Origin of the sequence: Micromonospora sp. NPDC001898 (assembly GCF_042891255.1) — a bacterium.
Taxonomy (GTDB): Bacteria; Actinomycetota; Actinomycetes; order Mycobacteriales; family Micromonosporaceae; genus Micromonospora.
Window position 1 is genome coordinate 430471 of sequence record NZ_JBIATC010000001.1, and the last position, 20096, is coordinate 450566.

The following is a 20096-nucleotide window of genomic DNA, read 5'->3' on the forward strand; positions in this document are numbered from 1 at the left end:
CGGCCGTGCCGCCCCGTCTGCCCCGGTCGGTCGCCTGGAGCCTGTTCGCGATCGCCCTGTCCAGCTTCGTGGTGGGCGTCGGCTGGGAGACGTTCGCCGGCGGCAACATGCAGAACCACCCCTACCTGGTCAACGTCCTGTCCGGCATGACGGGCTTCTCCAGCAGCGCCCTGGTGGTGACCCTCGGCGTCAGCCGTTTCCTCCGGCGGGAGTACGTCCGGCGGTGGTCGCCGGTGATGGGCGACGCCGTCGGACGGGTCTCCGAGGACGTGACCGACGTGCACAGGTGGTTCCTGCTGGAGGGGGCGGTGCTGCCGCGCCAGCCCTGGCGCCGGGGTGGGCCGCTGCTCGACGACGAGCTGTACTTCAGGACCCTGCGACTGGTCAACGAGCACGGGGTGCCGGAAGCGGTCTCCCGCGAGCAGTTGGACGTCCTGCTCCGCCTGCTGGACCGGCTGCTCACCCGCTCCGTGCCGGCCTTCGAGAAGGCCTTCGACGTGGTGGCGGAACCGGACCTGGACCGGGTCGTCGGCGAGTTGCGGCGGATCGCCGAGGTGCTGTCCGACGGGGTGGAGGGGAACGCGCTCCAGGGCGCGCTGCTGGAGGCGCTGCTCGGCACGGGTGAGCTGTTGAAGGCGCTCGCCGCAGGTGAGAACTACCGGCTGCACAAGGCGTCCGTGCTGCGTCGCCGAGGCTCCGCCCGGACGCGGTGACCCCGTGCGCCGGGCGGGATCACCCGCTCAGGCGGTGAAGTCGAGCACCACCTTGATGTCGTCGGGGGTGGAGGCGTACGCCTCGGTGTACGCCTCCACCGGCACCCGCCGGGTGATCAGCGAACTCAGCCAGGCCGGGTCGGCTCGGGCGAGGGCCTCTGCGGCCAGGCCCCAGTGCCGGCGGTTGGCGTTCACCGAGCCGAACACCACGTGATTCTCCAGCACCAGTTCCCGGTTCAGCGCCCCGGCGTCGAAGTCGATGCGCCGGCCGCCGCTGGACACCCCGGTCAGGCAGATGATCCCGGTCGGTCCGGCCTTGCACATCGCGTCCAGCACGACCACCGGCGCGCCGGTGCACTCGACGATCACGTCCGGGTCGAAGTCGAGCTGCGCCACCGACTCCGTGTGGTACGTCGCGCCGAGCGCCCTGACCAGGCCCGGCTTCGGCCCGGTGGTGGCCCGGTCGAGCACGTGCACGGAGAACCCGCGCTGGGTGGCCAGCAGCGCCGCCAGCAGGCCGATCGGCCCGGCCCCCGTGACCAGCACCGTCTGCGGCTGCCACTCGGCGCGGGCGCCGATCCGTTCGATGTGGTCCCACGCCTTCGCCACCACCGCGGTCGGTTCCAGCAGCACTCCGACCGGAGCCAGGGCGGGGTCCAGGCCGACGGCGAACCTCGGCTGCACCCGCCACCGGTCCCGGGCGAAGCCGGGCAGCTCCTTGATCCCGTGCTCGGTGTACCTGCCGTTGCGGCACATGTCCCACTCGCCGATTGCGCAGTTGGGGCAGGGCACCGGGTCCGGGTGGCGGACGATGCCGGCCACCAGGTCGCCGGGTTGCAGCGTGCCGCCCGGGTCCTCCAGCACCCGGCCCAGCGACTCGTGCCCGAGCACCAGGGTCGACGCGCCGGGCGGGGCCTCGCCGTAGTCCCCGGCGATGATCTCGTGGTCGGTGCCGCAGATCCCCACCGCGAGCGCCTCGACCAGGATCGCGCCTTCCTCGGCGGGCGGCTCGGGATGGTCGTGCACCAGGCGCAGTGAGTTCGGGACCCCGGGGGTGACAGTCACGGCGCGCACGACCTCATCCTTCCCCGCCGAGCCGGCCACCGCCGGTGAAAGCGGCCATCCGGTCCGCCGGGCAAAGCGGCGATCCGGTCCGCCGGGCCGCGCGCACGCGGACTCCGCGCGGCCCACGGCCGGGGCGGCCCGCCGCGTGGGGCCGGCGTCGGCCATAGGATCAGCGGCATGACTCCGCAAGAGGTCGGCCGGCGGCTGGTGGCGCTGCTCGCCCCCGCCGAGGCCACCGCGTCGGTATCCGGCGGCCAGGCGTACGCCCGGGCCACCGTCGACGTACCCCCGGCGAGCTGGCGGGACGCGCTGGCCGCCGCCCGGGACGACGCGGACCTGGCCTGCGACTTCTTCGACTGGCTCTCCGCCGTCGACCAACTCGCCGACGGCTGCGAGGTGGTGTCCCACCTCTGGTCGACCGGCCACCGGCACGGTCTGCTGCTGCGCACCCGGGTTCCGTGGGACGAGCCACGGGTGGCCTCGGTCGTCGACCTCTACCCGGGCGCGGCCTGGCACGAGCGGGAGACGTACGAGATGTTCGGCGTCGACTTCCCCGGGCACGGCGAGCTGAGGCCGCTGCTGCTGCCGCCGGAGTTCGAGGGGCACCCGCTGCGCAAGGAGTTCGTGCTCGCCTCCCGGGTGGCGAAGCCCTGGCCGGGCGCGAAGGAGCCCGGCGAGTCCGGGGCCGGCGGTGGCCGGCGCCCGATCCGCCCGCCGGGCGTACCGGCTCCGGGGGAGTGGGGGCCGACGCCGACGCCCGCCGGCGCGGCCGGGGTCGGCGAGGGGCCGCGCGGCGGCACGCCCGCCCGACCGGCCCGGGAACGCCCGCCCCGCCCCGCCCCGGCCGAGCGCCCCGCCGCCCCCGCCCCGGCCGAGCCACCGGCCCACCCGGGTTCGGATTCGGGTCCGGCGGGCGACGACGCCGGCAGCAACGGAGGTACGCCCTGATGCCCGACTGGTTGGAGGCCGTCCTGCGGGTGGTCGGCGTGCTGGCCGCCTTCCTGGTCCTGCCGCTGGTCGTGGGGCAGGCCGAGCACAAGGTGATGGCGCACATGCAGGGCCGGCTCGGCCCGATGTACGCGGGCGGCTTCCACGGCTGGGCCCAGCTCGTCGCCGACGGGGTCAAGTTCGTGCAGAAGGAGGACGTCACCCCGCGCGAGGCGGACCGGGCGGTGTTCCGGCTGGCCCCGGTGGTGGCCCTGGTGCCGTACCTGCTCGCCCTGCTGGTGATCCCGCTCGGGCCCGGCGACCTCGTCGGGCAGCCGCTGGACATCGGCCTGTTCTTCGTGCTGGCCGTGGTCGGGGTGGGCGTGCTGGCGGTGCTGATGTCGGCGTGGGCGTCGGCCAACAAGTACAGCCTGCTCGGCGGGCTGCGCGGGGCGGCCCAGCTGCTCGGCTACGAACTGCCGCTGGTGCTGGCCGCAGCGTCGGTGGCCATGGCGGCCGGCACCCTGAGCCTGCCCGGGATCGTCGAGGCGTGGCGGCCCTGGTGGCTGCTCTGGCAGGCACCCGCGATGATCGTCTTCTTCGTCGCCGGGCTGGCTGAGATCCGGCGGCCCCCGTTCGACATGCCGATCGCCGACTCCGAGCTGGTCTTCGGGTACATGACGGAGTACACCGGCCTGCGCTTCGCGTTCTTCCTGCTCGCCGAGTACGTCGGCATCGTGGTGATCGCCGCGCTGACCACCGTGCTCTTCCTTGGCGGCTGGCAGGGCCCGTTCGCCGACGAGCACCTCGGCTGGCTGTGGACGCTGCTCAAGGTCTTCGCCGTCGCGTTCGTGATCATCTGGCTCCGGGTGTCGTACCCCCGGCTGCGCGAGGACCAGCTCCAGCGCCTCTGCTGGCTGGTCCTGGTCCCCGCCTCCCTGGCCCAACTCGTCCTGACGGCCGCCGTCCGCCTCGCCCTCTAACCCCCACCCCACCCCACCCCGTCCCTCCTTCCCGCGATCTTGCAGTTGCGGCCCCGACACAAGGTGCGAAAGGCGCATCACGGGGGCCCAAAGTGCAAGATCGCGGGGGAGCCGGGGTGGGGTTGGAGTGGGGTGGGAGCGGGAGGGGTGGGTTAGGGCAGTGGGGTGGCGCGCTCGGCGGGGGGTGGGGGTGGGGTGCCGTCGCCGAAGGGGCGGCCACCGAGCTGCTCGCGGCCGTGCGGGGTGAGCCAACCCGACAGGTCGGGGCCGAGCGGAACGATCCCGGTCGGGTTGATGTCCCGGTGCACCTCGTAGTAGTGCCGCTTGATGTGGTCGAAGTCGATCGTGTCGCCGAACCCGGGCGTGGCGAACAGGTCCCGGGCGTACGCCCACAGCACCGGCATCTCGGTGAGCTTCTGCCGGTTGCACTTGAAGTGGCCGTGGTAGACCGGGTCGAACCGGACCAGCGTGGTGAACAGCCGCACGTCCGCCTCGGTGATCGTGTCGCCGACCAGGTACCGCTGCCCGGCCAGCCGCTCGGCCAGCCAGTCCAGCCGGTCGAACAGCCGGTGGTACGCCTTCTCGTACGCCTGCTGGCTGCCGGCGAAGCCGCACCGGTACACGCCGTTGTTGACGTCGGCGAAGACGACCGCGTTGACCTCGTCGATCTCGTCGCGCAGCCGCTCCGGGTACAGCTCCGGCGCGCCCTCGCGGTGGTACGCCGTCCACTCGGTCGACAGGTCCAGGCTCATCTGGGAGTAGTCGTTGGTGACCACCTGCCCGGTCGGCACGTCCACGATCGCCGGCACGGTGATGCCCCGCTCGTACCCGGGGAACCGGGCGAAGTACGCGTCGGCCAGCCGTTCGATGCCGAGCACCGGGTCCCGCCCGCCCGGGTCCAGGTCGAACGTCCAGCTCCGGGCGTCATGGGTCGGCCCGGCCACGGCCATCGAGATGGCGTCCTCCAGGCCCAGCAGCCGACGTACGATGATCAGCCGGTTGGCCCAGGGGCAGGCGCGACTGACCGCCAACCGGTACCGGCCCGGCTCGACCGGCCAGCCGTCCCGCCCGTCGGCGGTGATCCGGGTGGCGATGTACCGCTGGTCGCGGGTGAACTCCCTGCCGGGCTCGACGTACTTCCCGTCGGTCGTCGCCTCTGCCTCGTCGCCCACGTCGCCTCCTGGTGTCCGCCGGTCGTTCCCGTCCGTACCATCTTGGCCGATTTCCGGCCTGCGGGCGGGGCCTGGGTCCGCGTGCCCCCTCCGGACGCCCGCCCGCGTGCCCCGGGCCGCCCGGTCCCTGGTGGCTAGGCTGCCCGGGTGAACGATGTGGAGGCGGCGGCCCGACGCTTCATCGCCGACGTGTGGAACGGCCGGCGCGAGGAGTCCGCGTACGAGCTGGTCGCGGCGGAGTGCCCGGGGCTGGGCGGGACCGGCCCGGAGGCCGCGCTGGCCTGGCACCGGGAGCGGCGGGCGGCCTTCCCGGACCTGCGCTACAAGACCGTGGACGTGGTGGCGTCCGAGGAGCGGGTGGCCGTGCACTGGCGGGCCGCCGGCACCCAGGCCGGCGCGTTCGGGCCGGTGCCGCCCACCGGTCAGGTGGTCAGCTTCTCGGGGGCGTCGTTCCTGCGCTTCGACCAGGCGGGGCGGATCGCCGACGTGTGGCACTGCACCGAGCTGTTCCAGCTCCTCCAGCAGCTCGGCGTCGAGGTGCTTCCGCCGGTCAGAGGTGCCGGGGCGTGATCCGGCTGACCGGCAGGTTGACCGGGAACGGCTCGCCGGTGTCCACGAACTTCGTCCAGCGCCCGGTCTCGGTGTAGACCTCGTCCACCGGGTCGATCCGGTGCGTGTGGACGGCCAGCCCGTCGTCCTCCACCTCGATCCGCCAGAAGTACGGGATACCGGCCTGCGCGTAGAGGGCGGGCTTGAGCACCCGGTCGATGGAGCGGGTGCTGGGGGAGACGATCTCGACCGCGAGCACGACCTCGTGCGCCTCGTACCGCGACGGCTGACGCCGTGCCGCGACCGACGTGGTGACCAGCACGTCCGGGATGAAGGAGCGGGTGCGGTTGATGCGCACCTCGACGCCCTGGGTGACGTCGTACTCGTCGGGGCAGTCTTCTTCGAGCGCGACCATGAGCCGGCCGGCGATGGTCTGGTGTACGCGGGTGGGGGAGGGGGACACGAGGAGCACTCCATCGAGCAGTTCGCGGCGGCGACCGTCCTCGGGCAGCGCGTCGAGGTCGTCGGTCGTCCACCCGCCCTCGGGCGGCTGGTCGCCCTGCAGCGCGGCGGTCATGGGAAAGGTCCTTCCCGGTGCGTCGTTCTCCCCGCCGTCACCGTACCAACGCAATGCGCAGGGTGGTGGTCGCGCGCGCCGGGGGCACAGGGCAGGATGGACGGCATGAGCGAGCGGAGTGTGCCTGGCGAAGGGCTGGCGAAGGGGCTGGCCGTCACGCTGAAGACGATGACCCGCCGCTCGACCACCCAGCAGTACCCGGACGTGGCCCCCGAGCTGCCGCCCCGGTCCCGGGGCGTGATCGCCCTGCTGGCGGAGAACTGCACCGTCTGCATGCTCTGCGCCCGCGAGTGCCCGGACTGGTGCATCTACATCGACTCGCACAAGGAGGAGGTGGCGGTGCCCGGCGCCGCCCGTCCCCGCCAGCGCAACGTGCTCGACAAGTTCGACATCGACTTCTCGCTCTGCATGTACTGCGGCATCTGCGTCGAGGTCTGCCCGTTCGACGCGCTCTACTGGTCGCCGGAGTTCGAGTACGCCGAGTACGACATCAAGAACCTGCTGCACGACAAGGACCACCTCGGCGAGTGGATGGGCACCGTCCCGCCGCCGCCCGCGCACGACCGCAACGGCGAGCCGGCGAAGGAGGAGACCACCGCCGCGCGCAAGGCCGCCGCCCCGGCCGCCCCCGCCGTCCGTCCGGCCCCCACGCGGGTACGCCCCGAGCCCGGCGCCGCCACCGGCCCGGGTGCTGCCGAGCCGGGTGCTGCCGAGCCGGGGGCCGCCGAGCCGGGGGCCGCCTCGTGACCGGTGTGGACGCGCTGCTGCTCGCCCTCGGCGCGGTGGCGGTCGGCGCGGGTGCGCTGGTGGTGACCACCCGGCACCTGGTCCGGGCCGGGCTCTACCTGGTGGTCTGCCTGGGCGCCCTGGCCGGTCTCTTCCTGGTGCTCACCGCCGAGCTGGTGGCCTGGGTGCAGGTGCTGATCTACGTGGGCGCCGTGGTGGTGCTGCTGCTGTTCGCGGTGATGCTGACCCGCGCCCCGATCGGCGCCTCCGACGACCTGGACCGGCCCGGCTGGCCGGCCGCCCTGATCGGCGGCGGTGCCGGCCTCGGGCTGGCCGCCCTGCTGGTCGACGCGTTCCGCTGGACGCGGGTCGACCTGCCCGAGCCGGGCACGGCCGAGCGCCTCGGCGAGCAGGTGTTCGGCTCCTGGGTGCTGCCGTTCGAGGTGCTCTCCGTGCTGCTGCTGGCCGCCCTGGTCGGCGCGATCGTGCTCTCCCGTCCCGACATCGGCAGCCCCGCGACCGACCGGCCGGCGCCGACGGCGGGGGGTCGCCGGTGAGACCCGTCATCCCGTACGTCACCGCCGCCCTGCTGTTCGGCCTGGGCGTGTACGGCGTGCTGCGCCGTCGCAACGCGGTGCTGGTGCTGATGGCCGTGGAGTTGATGCTCAACGCGGTCAACCTGGTCCTGGTCACCGCCGACACCACGGTCCGGGCACAGCTCCCGCACGCCGGCCAGGTATTCGCCCTCTTCGTGATCGTCCTGGCCGCCGCCGAGATCGGCGTGGGGCTGGCGATCGTGCTCCAGCTCTACCGCATGCGGGCCAGCGTCGCCGTCGACGAGGTGCCGCTGACCGAGCCGCCCCTGGTCGAGCCGGCTCCCGGCGCGGGCGCGGCGGCGACCCCGGGCGGGTCGGCCGGCGAGGTGATCCGGTGACCGGCCTGCTCGGCGCGCTGCTGCCGGCCGTACCCCTGGTGGCGGGCCTGGTCGGGCTGCTGCTGCCGCCCTCGCCGCGCGGCGCGACCACCGGGCAGGATCCGGCCCGGCGGGCGGCGATCGGCCTGGGCGTGGCCGGGGCGGCCGGGGCGCTGCTGATCGCGGTCGTCCTGCTGGTCCGCGTCGGAGCGCCGGTGGAGACCTCGACCACCTGGGTCGACCTGGGCGGGCTGCGGGTCACCCTCGGGGTCCGGCTCGACGGGGCCGCCGCCCTGGTCGCGGTCGCCGTCGCGGCGGTGGCCCTCGCGGTGCAGGTCTACTCCGTCGGCTACCTGAAACGGGGCCCGCACGACGACGTCGAGGTCGACCACCGCTACCCGCCGTACGCGGCGCAGATCAGCCTCTTCACCGCCGCGATGCTGCTGGTGGTGGTCGCCGGTGACCTGATCATGCTGCTGGTCGGCTGGGAGGTGATGGGCCTGTGCTCCTACCTGCTCATCGCCCACGACCGCCGGCTGCCCGAGGCACCGGCCGCCGCGATGAAGGCGTTCCTGGTCACCCGCGTGGGCGACGTCGGTTTCCTGCTCGGCATCGCGCTGCTCGGCGTCTCGGCGGGCAGCTTCCGGATCGCCGACGTGCTCGCCCACGACCACTCCGCCGGCATGCTGACCACCGCCTGCCTGCTGCTGCTCGCCGGGGTGGCCGGCAAGAGCGCCCAGTTCCCGCTGCACACCTGGCTGCCCGACGCGATGGCCGGCCCGACCCCGGTCTCCGCGCTGATCCACGCCGCCACCATGGTCGCGGCCGGCGTGTACGCGGTCACCCGGCTCTACCCGCTGTTCGAGCGGGCCCCGGCCGCGCTCGCCGTGCTCGGGGTGATGGCCGCGGTCACCCTGCTGCTCGGCGCGCTCGCCGCCACCGCCCAGGACGACCTCAAGCGGGTGCTGGCCTGGTCCACGGTCTCCCAGATCGGCTACATGACCGGTGCGCTCGCCGTCGGCTCACCCACCGCCGCGTTGTTCCACCTGCTCAGCCACGCCGCGTTCAAGGCGCTGCTGTTCCTCGCGGCCGGGGCGGTGATCCACGCCGTCGGCACCACCCTGATGTCCCGGATGGGCGGCCTGCGCGCCACCATGCCGGTGACCTTCTGGTGCACGGCGGCCGGCCTCGGCGCGCTGGCCGGCGTCCCCCCGCTGTCCGGCTTCTGGAGCAAGGAGGGCGTGCTCGCCGCCGCCGAGGCCGCCGCGCTGGACGGGGCCGGCCCGGCCCCCGCCTGGGTGGGCTGGCTGGTCTGGCTGGCCGGGTTGGCCGGCGTCGCGGTCACCGCCTGGTACGCCACCCGGCTGCTGCTGCGTGCGTTCCTCGGCGAGACCCGGATGCCGCTGGTCCACCCGCACGACCCGCCCGCGCTGATGCGCTGGCCGGTGCTGATCCTCGCTGTCCCGGCGGCCCTGCTCGGGCTGGCCGCGTTCCTGCCCCCGTTCACCGACCGGCTCGCCGTCGGCGAGGGGGAGTTGGTGCACCTCGGCCCGGCCCTGCTGCTGCCGCTGGCCCTGCTGGCCCTCGGCGCGGGGCTGGCCTGGGCCGGCTGGCGGCGGGACCGGCCCGCCGACCCGGCCCGCGCGCTGGGCCCGCTGGGGCCGCTGTTCGCCGCCGGCTTCCGGCTCGACGACGTCCAGCGCGCCCTCGTCGTACGCCCGGTGGCCGCCCTGGCCCGGGCCGCCCGCGCGGGTGACGAACTGGTGATCGACGGTGCGGTGGAGGGCACCGCCCGGGGCGCACGCGGCCTCGGCGGGGCACTGGCCGGGCTGCACCGCGCCGCGCTGCCCCGGGCGGTGGCGGGAGTGCTGGCCGGCGCGCTGCTGATCGGGCTGGCCGCCGTGCTGATCGGAGGGGCCGCATGACGCTCGGACAGGTTCTGCTCGTCGCGGCGCTGGCCGTGCCGGCGGTCGGCGCGGCCGTGGTCGCCGTCGTCCCCGGGGACCGGGCGGCCCGCCTGGTCGGCACGGCGGCGGCGGGGCTGACCCTGCTCGCCACGGCGTGGCTGGCGGCCGGCGACCACCTGTGGACCGGCTACGGGCCCGCGCCGGCCGTGCGGCCCTGGCACCAGCTCGACCTGCCCTGGGTGCCCGGCCTCGACCTGCGCTTCCACCTGGGCGTGGACGGCATCTCGTACCCCCTGGTGGTGCTGACCGCGCTGCTCACCCTGCTCTGCTGCGCGTACACGGTGTGGAAGGTGCCCGCCGGCGGCGGCAGCGGCCGGGCCCTCGTGGCGTTGCTGCTGGTGGTCGAGGTCGGCATCCTCGGCACCTTCCTCGCCTTCGACCTGGTGCTGTTCTTCTGCTTCTTCGAGGTCGTCCTGCTCCCCATGTACGCGATCATCGCCGGCTGGGGCGGACCGGACCGGCGGCGGGCGGCGCGCAAGTTCGCCCTCTACACCCTGCTCGGCTCGGTGCTGCTGCTGGTCGGCGTGTACGTCGTGGTGGCCGCCGCCGGCACCGCCGACCTCGTCGCGCTGACCGGCGGGGCCGGGCTTCCCCGGGGCACCCAGCTCGCCGCGTTCACCCTGTTCGGGTTGGCGTTCGCGGTGAAGAGCCCGCTCTGGCCGCTGCACTCCTGGCTGCCCGACGCGCACACCCAGGCGCCCACCGTCGGCAGCGTCGTGCTCGCCGGGGTGCTGCTCAAGATGGGCACGTACGGGCTGGTCCGGGTCGCCGTCGGGGTGGCGCCGGAGGGGGCCCGCTGGGCCGCCCCGGTGCTCGGGGTGCTCGCCGTCGCGGCGATCCTGATCGGCTCCCTGGTCTGCCTCGCCCAGAGCGAGCTGAAGCGGCTGATCGCGTACTCCAGCGTCGGGCACATGGGGTTCGTGCTGCTCGGGGTGGCCACCCTGACCGCCACCGGCATCCAGGCCGCGCTGATCGGCAACATCGCGCACGGGGTGATCACCGGACTACTCTTCTTCCTGGCCGGGGCCGTCAAGGACCGGTCGGGCACCGGGGAGCTCGCAGAGCTGTCCGGGCTGCGGGAGACCGCGCCCCGGCTGGCCGGGCTGCTCGGCTTCGCCGCCGTCGCCTCGCTGGGCCTGCCCGGCCTGGCCGGGTTCTGGGGCGAGGCGTTCGCCGTGGTCGCCGCGATCGGGCGGGGCGGGGTGTTCTGGACCGTCCTGGGCGTGCTGGCGGCGGTCGGCGGCGCGCTGACCGCCGCGTACCTGCTGCGGCTGCTGCGCCGGGTCACCCACGGCCGGCCCAGCCCGGCGGTCGGCCGGGTCGCCCCCGGCCTCGCCGCCGCCGAACTGACCGCGTGGGCCCCGCTGGTGCTGCTCGCCCTCGCCGTCGGCCTGGCACCCGCCCTGGTCCTCGGCGTCGCCGCCGACCCGGTGGCCGCCCTGGTGGCGATCCTCCCATGACCCCCGTGGTGGAAGTCGCGAACGAAGGTGGGTTCCGGTGAGTGCGAGGAGTGCAGCGGAGCGGAGCCCCGCAGTCGCGAACGAAGGTGGGTTCCGGTGAGTGCGAGGAGTGCAGCGGAGCGGAGCCCCGCAGTCGCGAACGAAGGTGGGTTCCGGTGAGTGTGGTGCAGAGCGTCGACAGCGTGGCGCTGCTCCCGGCGTACCTCGCGGCCGGCACGGCCGTCCTGGTGCTGCTGACCGACCTGCTGGTGGCGCGGGCCGCCGCGACGGTGGCGGTGGCCGCCGCCGGGTCGGTCGCCACCGCGCTCGGCTGCGCCGTCGTCGGGGCGGGCGGCGAGCGTTCGACGTTCTGCGTCGGCGCCGACTGCTCGTACGTCTTCGGCGGCCGGGCCGCCCTGGTCGGGGCGCTGTTCGCCCTGCTCACCCTCGGGGTGCTGGCGCTGTCCGGGCCGCTGCTGCGCGCCGGCCGGTCCCCGGTGGGCGAGTACTGCTTCCTCCTCGCCTGCTCGATGACCGGCGGCGTGGTGCTCGGCGCGGCCGGCGACCTGATCACCCTGATCGTCGCGCTGGAGACGCTGACCCTGCCGCTGTACGTGCTCGTCGGCCTGCGCCGGGGGAGCCTGGCCAGCGCCGAGGCGGCGGTGACGTTTTTCGTGGTGAGCGTGGTCGCCACCACCCTCACCCTGCTCGGCGCGGCCCTGCTCTACGCGGTCACCGGCGGACTGCACCTGGGCCGGGTCGGCGCGCTGTTCGCCGAGCGCCCCGACCTGCTGGACGTGCCGCTGACCACGGCGGCCGTGGCGCTGGTCGTGCTCGGGCTGGCGTTCAAGGTGGCCGCCGTGCCGTTCCACGCCTGGGCCCCGGCCACCTACGACGGCGCGCCACTGCCGGTGGCGGCGTACCTGTCGACAGCCTCGAAGCTCGGCGGGGTGGTGGCCCTGCTCGCGGTGGTTCAGCGGGCCCTGCCGGCGGAGGTGACCGGCCCGGTGCTCGCCGGACTCGCCGTGCTCACGATGACCGTGGGCAACCTGGTGGCGCTGCGCCAGCGCCGGGCGGTCCGGCTGCTCGCCTGGTCGTCGGTCGCCCAGGCCGGCTACATCCTCGCCCCGCTCGGCGCGCTCGCGCTGGCCGCCGGCCGCACCGCCGACGCCCGTGCCGCCGCGTACGCCGCCGCCGTCGCGTACGCGGTCTTCTTCGTGGTGCTGGAGCTGGCCGCGTTCGCGGCGCTGGTGGCGCTGCGGCCGGCCGACGCCGACGGCGGCGCCCTCGTCGAGCTGCGCGGCGCGGCCCGGCGGCGGCCCTGGGTGGGGGCCGCGTTCGCGCTGGCCCTGGTCGGGCTGGCCGGTCTCCCGCCGGGGCTGGCCGGCCTCTTCGCGAAGGTGACGGTGGTTCGGGCCCTGCTGGACGGGGGCGCGGCCTGGCTGGCACTGGTCGTGGCGGTGAACGCGGTGATCGGCCTCGCGTACTACCTCCGCGTCGCCGCCCTGTTGTACGCCCCGTCGGCCGACGTCACGCCCGTCCCCACCCGCCCGGCCGGAGCGGTCGCCGCCGCGCTCGCCGCCGCCACCGGCGTCGCGCTGGTCGTCGGCTTCGCCCCGCAGCTCGTGCTGGACCTCGCAGCCCGCTGACCCTGCGTAGATCGAGCCCCCTTGCGCGGTCTGAGCAGATCGCTCTTGACCTGGGGCTCAGTAGCCGCTCAGTTTTTACAGGTAACTCACAGTCATTAGGCGGATGGTTGGTGGGTACCGGTTTTGTTGGACCGGTCAGCGGGTCCCGTGTGATCCGCGCACCGAAGGAGCGATCGTGCATCACAACCGTCTGAAGACCGCAGCGCTGCTCGGCCTGTTGACCTCGCTGATCCTCGCGGTCGGCTACTGGTTCGGCGGGAGCGGCGGGCTCGTCATCGCCGTCGTCATCTCGTTGGTGATGAACGGCGTGACCTACTTCTACTCCGACAAGCTCGCGCTGCGCTCGATGAAGGCGCAACCGGTCACCGAGGCACAGTTCCCCGAGCTGTACCGGATGGTCCGCGAGCTGGCCACGGAGGCCCGGCAGCCGATGCCCCGCCTGTACGTCAGCCCCACCTCACAGCCCAACGCGTTCGCCACGGGCCGCAACCCGGCCAACGCGGCGGTCTGCGTCACCCAGGGCATCACCGAGGTCCTCGACTACCGCGAGCTGCGCGGGGTGATCGGGCACGAGCTGTCACACGTCTACAACCGGGACATTCTCATCTCCAGCGTGGCGGCCGGCCTGGCCGGCATCATCACCATGCTGGCCAACCTGGCGTGGTTCATCCCGCTCGGCTCCTCCGACGACGAGGACCGCCCCAACCCGGCCGTGCTTCTGCTCACCCTGATCCTCGGCCCGATCGCGGCCACCGTGATCCAGCTGGCGATCAGCCGCAGCAGGGAGTTCCAGGCCGACGCGTCCGGCGCCCGGCTCACCGGGGACCCGCTGGCCCTGGCCAGCGCCCTGAAGAAGATCCACATGGGCACCCAGGCCCGTCCGCTGCCGGCCCAGGGACAGCTCACCAGCACCGCCCACCTGATGATCGACAACCCGTTCAAGCGGGGCGGCGGCATCGCCGCGCTCTTCTCCACCCACCCCCGGATGGAGGAGCGGGTCGCCCGGCTGGAGCAGATGGCCGCCAGCGCCGGCCCGGTGCAGTTCCAGCGCTGACGCCCGTACCACCCGATCCGCCCGGCGCCCGGTCCCCACCGGGCCCGGGCGGATCGTCGTGTACGCGACGAGACGCCGGCCATACCCGGTGCAATCCCGGCAGCCAGGGCGTTAGGGTCGCAACGTCTTCCGCTCATTACATCCTTGGAGGTTCCCCGTGGCCGGACTGCGCCAGTACCTGGGCGTCTGGCGGATCCCGGGCGCGCCGATGCTGCTCGTCCTCGGCGTCATCGGCCGGCTCGGGATCGGCATGACGCCGCTGGCGCTGCTGCTCGTCGTGGAACAGGTGACCGGTCGGTACTCCCTCGCCGCGGTCGCCGGCGGCATCTACGCCCTCTCCAGCGCCGCGCTGAGCCCGATCGCCGGCCGGGTCGCCGACCGGGTCGGCCCGACGCCGGTGCTGCTGGCCACCGCCGTCGCCCACCCCCTCGCGCTGTCCGGACTGCTCATGGCGAGCCGCTCCGACGCCGGCAACCTGGCCCTGATCTACGTGGCCTCCGGGGTCGCCGGCGCCACGTACCCGCCGCTGACCGCCGCGATCCGGGGGGCCTGGAACGACCTGACCGGCCCCGCCTCCGGCCGGTACCACCTACGCAACACCGCCCTGGCCGCGGAGACCACGCTCTTCGAGGTGGTCTTCGTACTCGGTCCGCTGCTGGTGGCCGCGTTCGTCCTGTTCGCCGACGCGACGGCCGCCCTGGTCGGCGCGGCGGTGGTCACCCTGGCCGGCACCACCGCCGTGGCGTTCGGCCGGGTGATGCGCGGCTGGCGCCCGCACGCGCACGAGCATCAGGCCAAGGGGCTCGGCCCGCTGCGGGTCGGCGGCTTCCCCGCACTGCTGCTCTGCGTCGCCAGCCTCGGCATCGCGTTCGGCGCCGCCGGGGTGATCGTGCCGGCCTTCGCCGGGAGCCAGCCGACCGACGACCCGGAGAGCCTGGCCGGGCTGTTGCTCGCGGTCTGGGGGATCGGCAGCGCGGCCGGCGGGTTCTGGTTCGGCGTCCGCAAGCCGGCGGCGAACATGACCCGCCAGTTCGCCTGGCTGCTCGCCGCCGTCGCCGGCAGTTTCGCCGTTTTCGCGGTGATGCCCGGGCCGGTGCCGCTGGGCGTCGCCCTGATCGTCGGCGGGGCCACCATCGCACCCGCGTTGACCCTGGAGAACACCCTGGTCGGGCGGATCGCCCCCGTCGGCATGCTGAACGAGGCGTACACCTGGGTGGTCACCATGTCGGTGGCGGCCAGCGCCGCCGGCGGCGCAGTGGCCGGGCTGATCGTCGACCACAGCGGCGGCGTGTCCTGGGCGTTCCTCTTCGCCGGGGCCGCGGTCGCCGTCGGGGCCACGGTCGCCGCGCTCCCCGCCGGCCCGATCGCCCGGGCCGAGGCCACGGCGGTACGCGTCGAACAGACCCTCGCCGCCTGACCCCTGCCCAGCGGACGATCGGATTCGACACCTCAGCAGGCGCTCCGGGCACCGGGTTGCGGCGGCCGGAGCGCCTGACTGATGTACCGATCAGGCCTGGATGCCCACCTTGCGGCGGATCCGGCTGGCTCCGAGCAGGAGCGCACCGGTGGCCAGCAGGCCGCCACCCAGGGAGAGAACACCGGCGGAGCTGTCACCGGTGACCGGCAGCTCCTGTTCGTCCTTGCCCTTGTCGTCCTTGCCCTTGTCGTCCTCGTCCTTGTCGTTCTTGCCGTGCTCGTGGTCCTTGCCGTGCTCGTCGTCCTTGCCGTCGTGCCGGTGGTCGTACTTGCCATCCCGGATGCAGACGGTGACGGTCGCGGGGTCGGAGACCACGATCCTGCGGTAGAACTTGCCGGTGGCGCGGGCCGTGTTGACCACCTTTCCGGCCTTGACGTCGGCCGAGGTCACCACATGCGGCTTGACGGCGTGGCAGTCGGTGCTCGTGCCCGGTGCCAGCGTGGTGCTGTTGCAGACCACCCGACCGGCCTTCCGGTCGTGGACGGCCACGTCGGTGATGGCGACCGTGCCGGTGTTGGCCACCCGGTAGGTGTAGAAGATCTTGTCGCCCTTGGCCGCGAAGCCGTCGTTCTCACACTTGTTGCGGCAGTCCGACTCGACCCGGGCCTTCTTGTCGATCGACAGGCTGATCTGCTTCGGCGGGACCCGCTCGGTGGTCACGGTGAACGTCGCGTAGTCGGACAGCACCTTCTGCCGGTGGAACAACCCGGAAGCCTGGGCGGTGTTGACGATCTTGCCCTTGGTCACGTCGGTCTTCGTGACGGTGTACGTGCCGGTGCAGGTGGTGCTCGCCCCCGGCGCGAGTGACGTGTCCTCGCAGGTGATGCCGGTGACCGTGTCGTCGGTGACGGTGATGTCGGTGACGGTGATCGGGTAGGTCGTGCCCGTGTTCTGGTTCGTCACCGTGTAGGTGTAGGTGACCTTGTCGCCGGCCTGTACGTCGGTGGCCGGGGTTGCGGTCTTGGTCAGCCCCAGCTTCAGGTCCGCCGGTCGCCTCGCCCCACAGGTGCTGATGAGCTCGAAGGAGCGTGCGCTTCCGGACACCAGCACAGCGGTGGCACCGGTGAGCGTCCCGCCGGCCGGGAGTCGGATCCACGCCTTGCTGGTGCCCATGTCATTGACGATCTTGCTGTTGGGAGCGGTGGGGATCGTCCTCGTGACAGTGCCGCTCGGCGTGCTGAACGTCGCCGTGACCGACTGGAAGGCGCCGCTGGTGTGCGGGTTACCCGGCAGGTTGAAAACCCACGCGTCCTCGTTCGGGAAGGGCCCACCACCGAGCTCGGGGTCGCAGTTCTGGGTGAACTGGGCTGCCGTCGTCGGCACGTTGCCCGGGTTGATGTTGATCGGCGGTGCCGCAACGGCCGGCGAGCCGGCCGCGAGCAGCAGGCCGCCGGCCAGCAGCGTGAAGGCGGCCAGTCGTACGCGGATGCCGGCTCGTGTGCGCGGCGAAGAGGTCTTGCTCATGTGTTCCCCCGTGTCGTGGACTGTTGACAAGGGGGGCAACGAGTAGTAAAAGATGCGCGTCACGCAGGCGAAGGTGAAATCCCCCGCTAGATGGAAAAAGGTGCCCTTCTGCTACCAAAACGCCCCGGCTGCCCCATCCAGGTGCCCAGGCGGCTGCCTGCGGCGTGAGTTTCGTACGCGGCGAGCCGGTCGGCAGCGGACCAGAGGCGTGCAGCTCAAGCGCGAGCTCTGGACCGAGCCCCCGAGGCCCTGGACCGGCGACGGGCTACAGCCGCCGTCCCCGATCTGGCTCAGAGGCTGGATCGGACGGGAATGCGGTACCCGCGAGCCGCGCCTTGGCGACTTCCGGGCGCAGTTGCCGCCGTGCACCGATGGTGGCGGCCGGCCCCCGAGGGCGGCGGCCGGTCGCCACCGCGTCAGCGGTAGTTGGTGAACTGAAGGGCGACGCCGAATTCATCACCCTTGAGCAGGGCGATGATGGCCTGGAGGTCGTCCTTCTTCTTGCCGGTGACCCGGAGTTGGTCGCCCTGGATCTGCGCCTGGACGCCCTTGGGCCCCTCGTCCCGGATCTTCTTGCTGATCACCTTGGCCTTGTCCGAGTCGATGCCCTGGATCACCTTGGCGTCGATCTTGAAGATCTTGCCGGAAGGACGCGGGTCGCCGGCGTCGAGGGACTTCAGCGAGATGTTCCGCTTGACCAGCTTCTCCTTGAAAACGTCCAGGGCCGCCCGGACCCGCTCCTCGGTCTCCGCCTGGAGGCTGATCGCCTCCTCGCCCGACCAAGAGATCTCCGCGCCGGTGCCCCGGAAGTCAAACCGCGTCGCGAGCTCCTTCTCCGCCTGGCGGAGGGCGTTGTCGACCTCCTGCCGGTCGACCTTGCTCACGATGTCGAACGACGGATTCGCTGCCATGCTCATGCTCCTGCTGTCCGGGCGGTCAGTGCTCGTACGCGTCGCCCGCCGACCAGCGGCACGACACCCTGACGGTACCCGGTTGCGCCGCCCCCGGGAGTAACCGCTATCCTTGGCTCCGCTGCCGCGCATGGCGCGGTGGTGACGCCCTGGCGGGTTGCCCGAGCGGCCAATGGGAGCGGACTGTAAATCCGTCGCGAAAGCTTCAGAGGTTCGAATCCTCTACCCGCCACCAGGTGCACAAAGAGGCCCTTGACCAGCGTAAACGCTGGTCAAGGGCCTCTTTCGTGAGTCTCGCTCGGTCCCGTTCCAACCCGCTCGATCTCGCTGGTTGTGTCGCATACGTGTCGCCGACTGTCCGTCGTTTGCTTCCATGCTCGACCATGACCCCGTGGCGTGGGAATGGCTGGCACCGGTCGGGGCGGTAGTTGGAGCGGCAGTGGGGGCGCTAGCGGGAGTCGTGAGCGGACGGGCAGCGGCCCGTGGCCAGGTCCAAGCACAAGAGGTGCAGTTGCGTGTCCTCAAGCTTGAGTTGGAGTCTCAGCACAGGCGAGAGTTGCTATCTGTCAAGCAGGGACTCTATGGGAGGTTTCTGGGAGAATGTCATGGTGCGTACGCCAAGGTTGTGAATGTTCGTCACCTCTCCGATCGGAACAGTGAGGAAGGGAAGAGCAAGCTCCAAGCGGCGGAGGAAGCTCTGGAGCGCCTCGGTGCCTTGCATGGAGAAATTGCTGTTCTGACAGACCCGCATCTCGCGGCCGAGACGTTGCGGCTCGTCGCCGATCTGTGGGAGGGCCTCTCCGAGAGAAGCGGGATCGATGACAGTGGGGCGATAAAGCGCTTGGGAGGTATCACGGTTGCCATGCAGCGCGAACTTAAGGTCGCCGTTGGTACCTGATACGCGTACTACGTGTAGTCGACCCTAAGTGCTGCTTCGATGCGCTTCCGAGCAGCCTCTTCCTGCCCGTAGATGCACTTCGCGTAGACCCGCATCAGGACGTGCACGCTGTGTCCGGCCCACTCAGCTACCTGCGTTGCCGGAACCCCGACGTTGAGCCAAAGCGACACGGCGGCGTGCCGCAGGTCGTACGGGCGCCGGGCTAGCGGTGAGCGCTGTTGAGCGGGCGTGAGCACCTTTGCCCGCGCGTCCCGCCATGCCTTCCCGTAGGTGTTGTTCGGAATCGGTTGGCCGGCGGTGGGCACGTACCGCCCGCCGGGGCCGCGCCGGGTGACGAACAGCTTGCCGTTCGATCCCGCCGGGTACTCCTTGATGTGGTGATCGAGTAGTCGCACGAGCGGCGGTGGCATCGGCACGTCTCGCGTCGCGGTCTTCGCCCGGTGTTTCAGTCCGCGTTCCTCGGTGGTGTCGTCTCCGTCGCCCCAATCCCGGCCTACCGCCACCGTCGAGCCGGTCAGGTGCAGCACGCCCCACCCGCCGTGCTTGGCAGGCCGTTCGTACTCGTCTTCGCGCAGGTGGAGCACTTCTTCGGGCCGCAACGCGGCGTAGTACATGCACCCGAAGAACGCCTCCAACTCAGGCACGGCGCGCCCCACTTCGGCGAGTAGCTCACGCGCCTGATCGGGGTTGACTACCGCCCGGCGGTCCACCTCATCGGCAGTCTTCGGCGCGGTCCAGCTCACGATGGACATCGGGTGTGTATCGAGTAGCCGCAGCTCGACGGCGTATTTGAGGGCGCCGGAGAAGACGGCGCGCTTGCGGGCGATCGTGCTTGGTGACGCCGGAGCGCCGTCCATTCGTAGGGCAAGCGCGTCGAGTGCCTTCCGGACCAACGCGGCGTCGGCGAGCGCCGCCAGGTCGACGGTGTTGGCCTTCAGCCAGCGCACGGCGGCGGCCAGGTCGGCGGGCGGTTCTCCGGCGTCGCGGCGGGTCTTGTTGAACACCCACCCGTAGAGCGCGGCGCGTAGCGCCTTGTCGGTGGGTACACCTCGGTCTGTCGCCAGCAGGGCCGGCGTGACGGTGGCCAGCGTCTCGGCGATGCCCTTGCGGTGCTTGGCCGATGCGCGGGGCCACTTGATGTCGACGTACGTCACGGCGTGCTCGTACCACGACCTGGTATTGAGCGCTCGTGCCATCGGTTCGGGCAGGCCGCTGGCCTCATCGAACGCGACGCCTTCCCGCTGGGCCACGACTAGCTTCGATCGGAAGCTTTCGGCTAGGGCGCGAGTCGCGAACGTCTTGCGGAACGCGTGGCCGGCTACCTTCCACCGGACCACGTAGGAGTAGCCCTTGGCGAGTTGGTTCTTGAGGATGCCGTGTACGCGTACGTCGTAGGTGCTCAAGCGGCCTCCTCGTGATCGTTGATCCAGGCGTCCAGGTCGCGGCGGCGGACGTACAGGCTGCCGTTGGGGTACTTGATGGTTCGGGGTGCGCGGCCGGTGGCCTTCCAGCGGAAGAAGGTCGAGCGGGGCACGCGGAGCTCGTCCAGGACTTCGGCGAGGGTGAGCAGATTTCCGGTCGGAGTGCGGCGGGTGGCAGTCATGGGTGGGTG

The 20096-nt window shown here is 72.4% G+C and carries 20 protein-coding genes and 1 tRNA gene; 14 read left to right on the forward strand and 7 right to left on the reverse strand.

The window, feature by feature from the left end:
- Nucleotides 1-5: 5 nt before the first annotated feature.
- The gene (locus ACFYZF_RS02060; RefSeq protein WP_387014879.1) at nucleotides 6-713 is read left to right on the forward strand and encodes a hypothetical protein; all 708 of its coding nucleotides are present in this window, start codon (nucleotides 6-8) and stop codon (nucleotides 711-713) included.
- Nucleotides 714-740: 27 nt separating this feature from the next.
- Here the strand turns inward: ACFYZF_RS02060 and ACFYZF_RS02065 are convergent, their stop codons facing one another.
- Complete coding sequence (locus ACFYZF_RS02065; protein ID WP_387014881.1) at nucleotides 741-1787, reverse strand: glucose 1-dehydrogenase; 1047 nt, start codon at nucleotides 1785-1787, stop codon at nucleotides 741-743.
- A gap of 168 nt (nucleotides 1788-1955) precedes the next feature.
- On the opposite strand from ACFYZF_RS02065, the gene ACFYZF_RS02070 reads away from it, so the two are divergent.
- Both ACFYZF_RS02070 and ACFYZF_RS02075 read left to right on the forward strand, forming a co-directional pair.
- The gene (locus ACFYZF_RS02070; protein WP_387014883.1) at nucleotides 1956-2726 is read left to right on the forward strand and encodes an NADH-quinone oxidoreductase subunit C; all 771 of its coding nucleotides are present in this window, start codon (nucleotides 1956-1958) and stop codon (nucleotides 2724-2726) included.
- A complete protein-coding gene (locus tag ACFYZF_RS02075) occupies nucleotides 2726-3688 on the forward strand; it encodes an NADH-quinone oxidoreductase subunit H (protein ID WP_387014886.1) in 963 nt (320 codons plus the stop codon). The genes ACFYZF_RS02070 and ACFYZF_RS02075 overlap by 1 nt, the downstream gene beginning before the upstream one ends.
- Nucleotides 3689-3840: 152 nt before the next feature.
- Here the strand turns inward: ACFYZF_RS02075 and ACFYZF_RS02080 are convergent, their stop codons facing one another.
- A complete protein-coding gene (locus ACFYZF_RS02080) occupies nucleotides 3841-4860 on the reverse strand; it encodes a glutathione S-transferase family protein (RefSeq protein WP_387014889.1) in 1020 nt (339 codons plus the stop codon).
- 147 nt (nucleotides 4861-5007) lie between these two features.
- On the opposite strand from ACFYZF_RS02080, the gene ACFYZF_RS02085 reads away from it, so the two are divergent.
- Entirely contained in the window at nucleotides 5008-5430 is a 423-nt protein-coding gene (locus ACFYZF_RS02085) for an ester cyclase (RefSeq protein ID WP_387014891.1), read from the forward strand.
- Here the strand turns inward: ACFYZF_RS02085 and ACFYZF_RS02090 are convergent.
- A complete protein-coding gene (locus ACFYZF_RS02090; protein WP_387014894.1) occupies nucleotides 5411-5986 on the reverse strand; it encodes a Uma2 family endonuclease in 576 nt (191 codons plus the stop codon). The genes ACFYZF_RS02085 and ACFYZF_RS02090 overlap by 20 nt on opposite strands.
- Nucleotides 5987-6091: 105 nt before the next feature.
- Between ACFYZF_RS02090 and ACFYZF_RS02095 the strand changes: the two genes are divergently transcribed.
- The 8 genes from ACFYZF_RS02095 (at nucleotide 6092) to ACFYZF_RS02130 (ending at nucleotide 15151) form a co-directional block, all read left to right on the forward strand.
- Nucleotides 6092-6733: a NuoI/complex I 23 kDa subunit family protein gene (locus ACFYZF_RS02095; RefSeq protein ID WP_387014896.1), complete on the forward strand. Its 642-nt coding sequence runs from the start codon at nucleotides 6092-6094 to the stop codon at nucleotides 6731-6733.
- Entirely contained in the window at nucleotides 6730-7269 is a 540-nt protein-coding gene (locus ACFYZF_RS02100; protein WP_387014899.1) for an NADH-quinone oxidoreductase subunit J, read from the forward strand. The genes ACFYZF_RS02095 and ACFYZF_RS02100 overlap by 4 nt, the downstream gene beginning before the upstream one ends.
- On the forward strand, nucleotides 7266-7646 hold the full coding sequence (gene nuoK / locus ACFYZF_RS02105) for an NADH-quinone oxidoreductase subunit NuoK (RefSeq protein WP_387014902.1): 381 nt from the start codon (nucleotides 7266-7268) through the stop codon (nucleotides 7644-7646). Before ACFYZF_RS02100 ends, nuoK begins: the two co-directional genes overlap by 4 nt.
- Nucleotides 7643-9550: an NADH-quinone oxidoreductase subunit L gene (locus ACFYZF_RS02110; RefSeq protein WP_387014904.1), complete on the forward strand. Its 1908-nt coding sequence runs from the start codon at nucleotides 7643-7645 to the stop codon at nucleotides 9548-9550. The genes nuoK and ACFYZF_RS02110 overlap by 4 nt, the downstream gene beginning before the upstream one ends.
- Entirely contained in the window at nucleotides 9547-11052 is a 1506-nt protein-coding gene (locus tag ACFYZF_RS02115) for a NuoM family protein (protein WP_387014906.1), read from the forward strand. The genes ACFYZF_RS02110 and ACFYZF_RS02115 overlap by 4 nt, the downstream gene beginning before the upstream one ends.
- A 155-nt stretch (nucleotides 11053-11207) precedes the next feature.
- Nucleotides 11208-12680 carry an NADH-quinone oxidoreductase subunit N gene (locus tag ACFYZF_RS02120; RefSeq protein ID WP_387014908.1) on the forward strand — a complete coding sequence of 491 codons (1473 nt, stop codon included), beginning with the start codon at nucleotides 11208-11210 and terminating at the stop codon, nucleotides 12678-12680.
- 175 nt (nucleotides 12681-12855) lie between these two features.
- Nucleotides 12856-13734 (forward strand): zinc metalloprotease HtpX, encoded by an 879-nt coding sequence (htpX, locus tag ACFYZF_RS02125; protein WP_387014911.1) that lies wholly within the window; start codon nucleotides 12856-12858, stop codon nucleotides 13732-13734.
- A gap of 157 nt (nucleotides 13735-13891) precedes the next feature.
- Nucleotides 13892-15151, forward strand: coding sequence for an MFS transporter (locus ACFYZF_RS02130; RefSeq protein ID WP_387014913.1), 1260 nt, complete (start codon nucleotides 13892-13894; stop codon nucleotides 15149-15151).
- 90 nt (nucleotides 15152-15241) lie between these two features.
- On the opposite strand, the gene ACFYZF_RS02135 is transcribed toward ACFYZF_RS02130, so the two are convergent.
- Nucleotides 15242-16675: an LPXTG cell wall anchor domain-containing protein gene (locus tag ACFYZF_RS02135; RefSeq protein ID WP_387014916.1), complete on the reverse strand. Its 1434-nt coding sequence runs from the start codon at nucleotides 16673-16675 to the stop codon at nucleotides 15242-15244.
- A 416-nt stretch (nucleotides 16676-17091) separates the two neighbouring features.
- On the reverse strand, nucleotides 17092-17586 hold the full coding sequence (locus ACFYZF_RS02140; RefSeq protein ID WP_387014918.1) for a YajQ family cyclic di-GMP-binding protein: 495 nt from the start codon (nucleotides 17584-17586) through the stop codon (nucleotides 17092-17094).
- A 151-nt stretch (nucleotides 17587-17737) separates the two neighbouring features.
- Here ACFYZF_RS02140 and ACFYZF_RS02145 point away from each other — a divergent pair.
- Nucleotides 17738-17821 (forward strand) — tRNA-Tyr (locus tag ACFYZF_RS02145).
- A 270-nt stretch (nucleotides 17822-18091) separates the two neighbouring features.
- Nucleotides 18092-18484 (forward strand): hypothetical protein, encoded by a 393-nt coding sequence (locus ACFYZF_RS02150; RefSeq protein ID WP_387014921.1) that lies wholly within the window; start codon nucleotides 18092-18094, stop codon nucleotides 18482-18484.
- An 8-nt stretch (nucleotides 18485-18492) separates the two neighbouring features.
- Here ACFYZF_RS02150 and ACFYZF_RS02155 read toward each other — a convergent pair whose 3' ends face one another.
- On the reverse strand, nucleotides 18493-19887 hold the full coding sequence (locus ACFYZF_RS02155; RefSeq protein WP_387014923.1) for a tyrosine-type recombinase/integrase: 1395 nt from the start codon (nucleotides 19885-19887) through the stop codon (nucleotides 18493-18495).
- A complete protein-coding gene (locus tag ACFYZF_RS02160) occupies nucleotides 19884-20087 on the reverse strand; it encodes a helix-turn-helix transcriptional regulator (RefSeq protein WP_387014926.1) in 204 nt (67 codons plus the stop codon). The genes ACFYZF_RS02155 and ACFYZF_RS02160 overlap by 4 nt, the downstream gene beginning before the upstream one ends.
- Nucleotides 20088-20096: the final 9 nt, after the last annotated feature.

Excerpts from the sequence above, each read along its gene's own strand:
- ACFYZF_RS02075 (WP_387014886.1), top strand. The coding sequence starts at position 2,726 with ATGCCCGACTGGTTGGAGGCCGTCCTGCGGGTGGTCGGCGTGCTGGCC.
- ACFYZF_RS02115 (WP_387014906.1), top strand. The coding sequence starts at position 9,547 with ATGACGCTCGGACAGGTTCTGCTCGTCGCGGCGCTGGCCGTGCCGGCG.
- ACFYZF_RS02090 (WP_387014894.1), bottom strand. The coding sequence starts at position 5,986 with ATGACCGCCGCGCTGCAGGGCGACCAGCCGCCCGAGGGCGGGTGGACG.
- ACFYZF_RS02135 (WP_387014916.1), bottom strand. The coding sequence starts at position 16,675 with ATGAGCAAGACCTCTTCGCCGCGCACACGAGCCGGCATCCGCGTACGA.
- ACFYZF_RS02070 (WP_387014883.1), top strand. The coding sequence starts at position 1,956 with ATGACTCCGCAAGAGGTCGGCCGGCGGCTGGTGGCGCTGCTCGCCCCC.
- ACFYZF_RS02140 (WP_387014918.1), bottom strand. The coding sequence starts at position 17,586 with ATGGCAGCGAATCCGTCGTTCGACATCGTGAGCAAGGTCGACCGGCAG.
- ACFYZF_RS02160 (WP_387014926.1), bottom strand. The coding sequence starts at position 20,087 with ATGACTGCCACCCGCCGCACTCCGACCGGAAATCTGCTCACCCTCGCC.
- ACFYZF_RS02095 (WP_387014896.1), top strand. The coding sequence starts at position 6,092 with ATGAGCGAGCGGAGTGTGCCTGGCGAAGGGCTGGCGAAGGGGCTGGCC.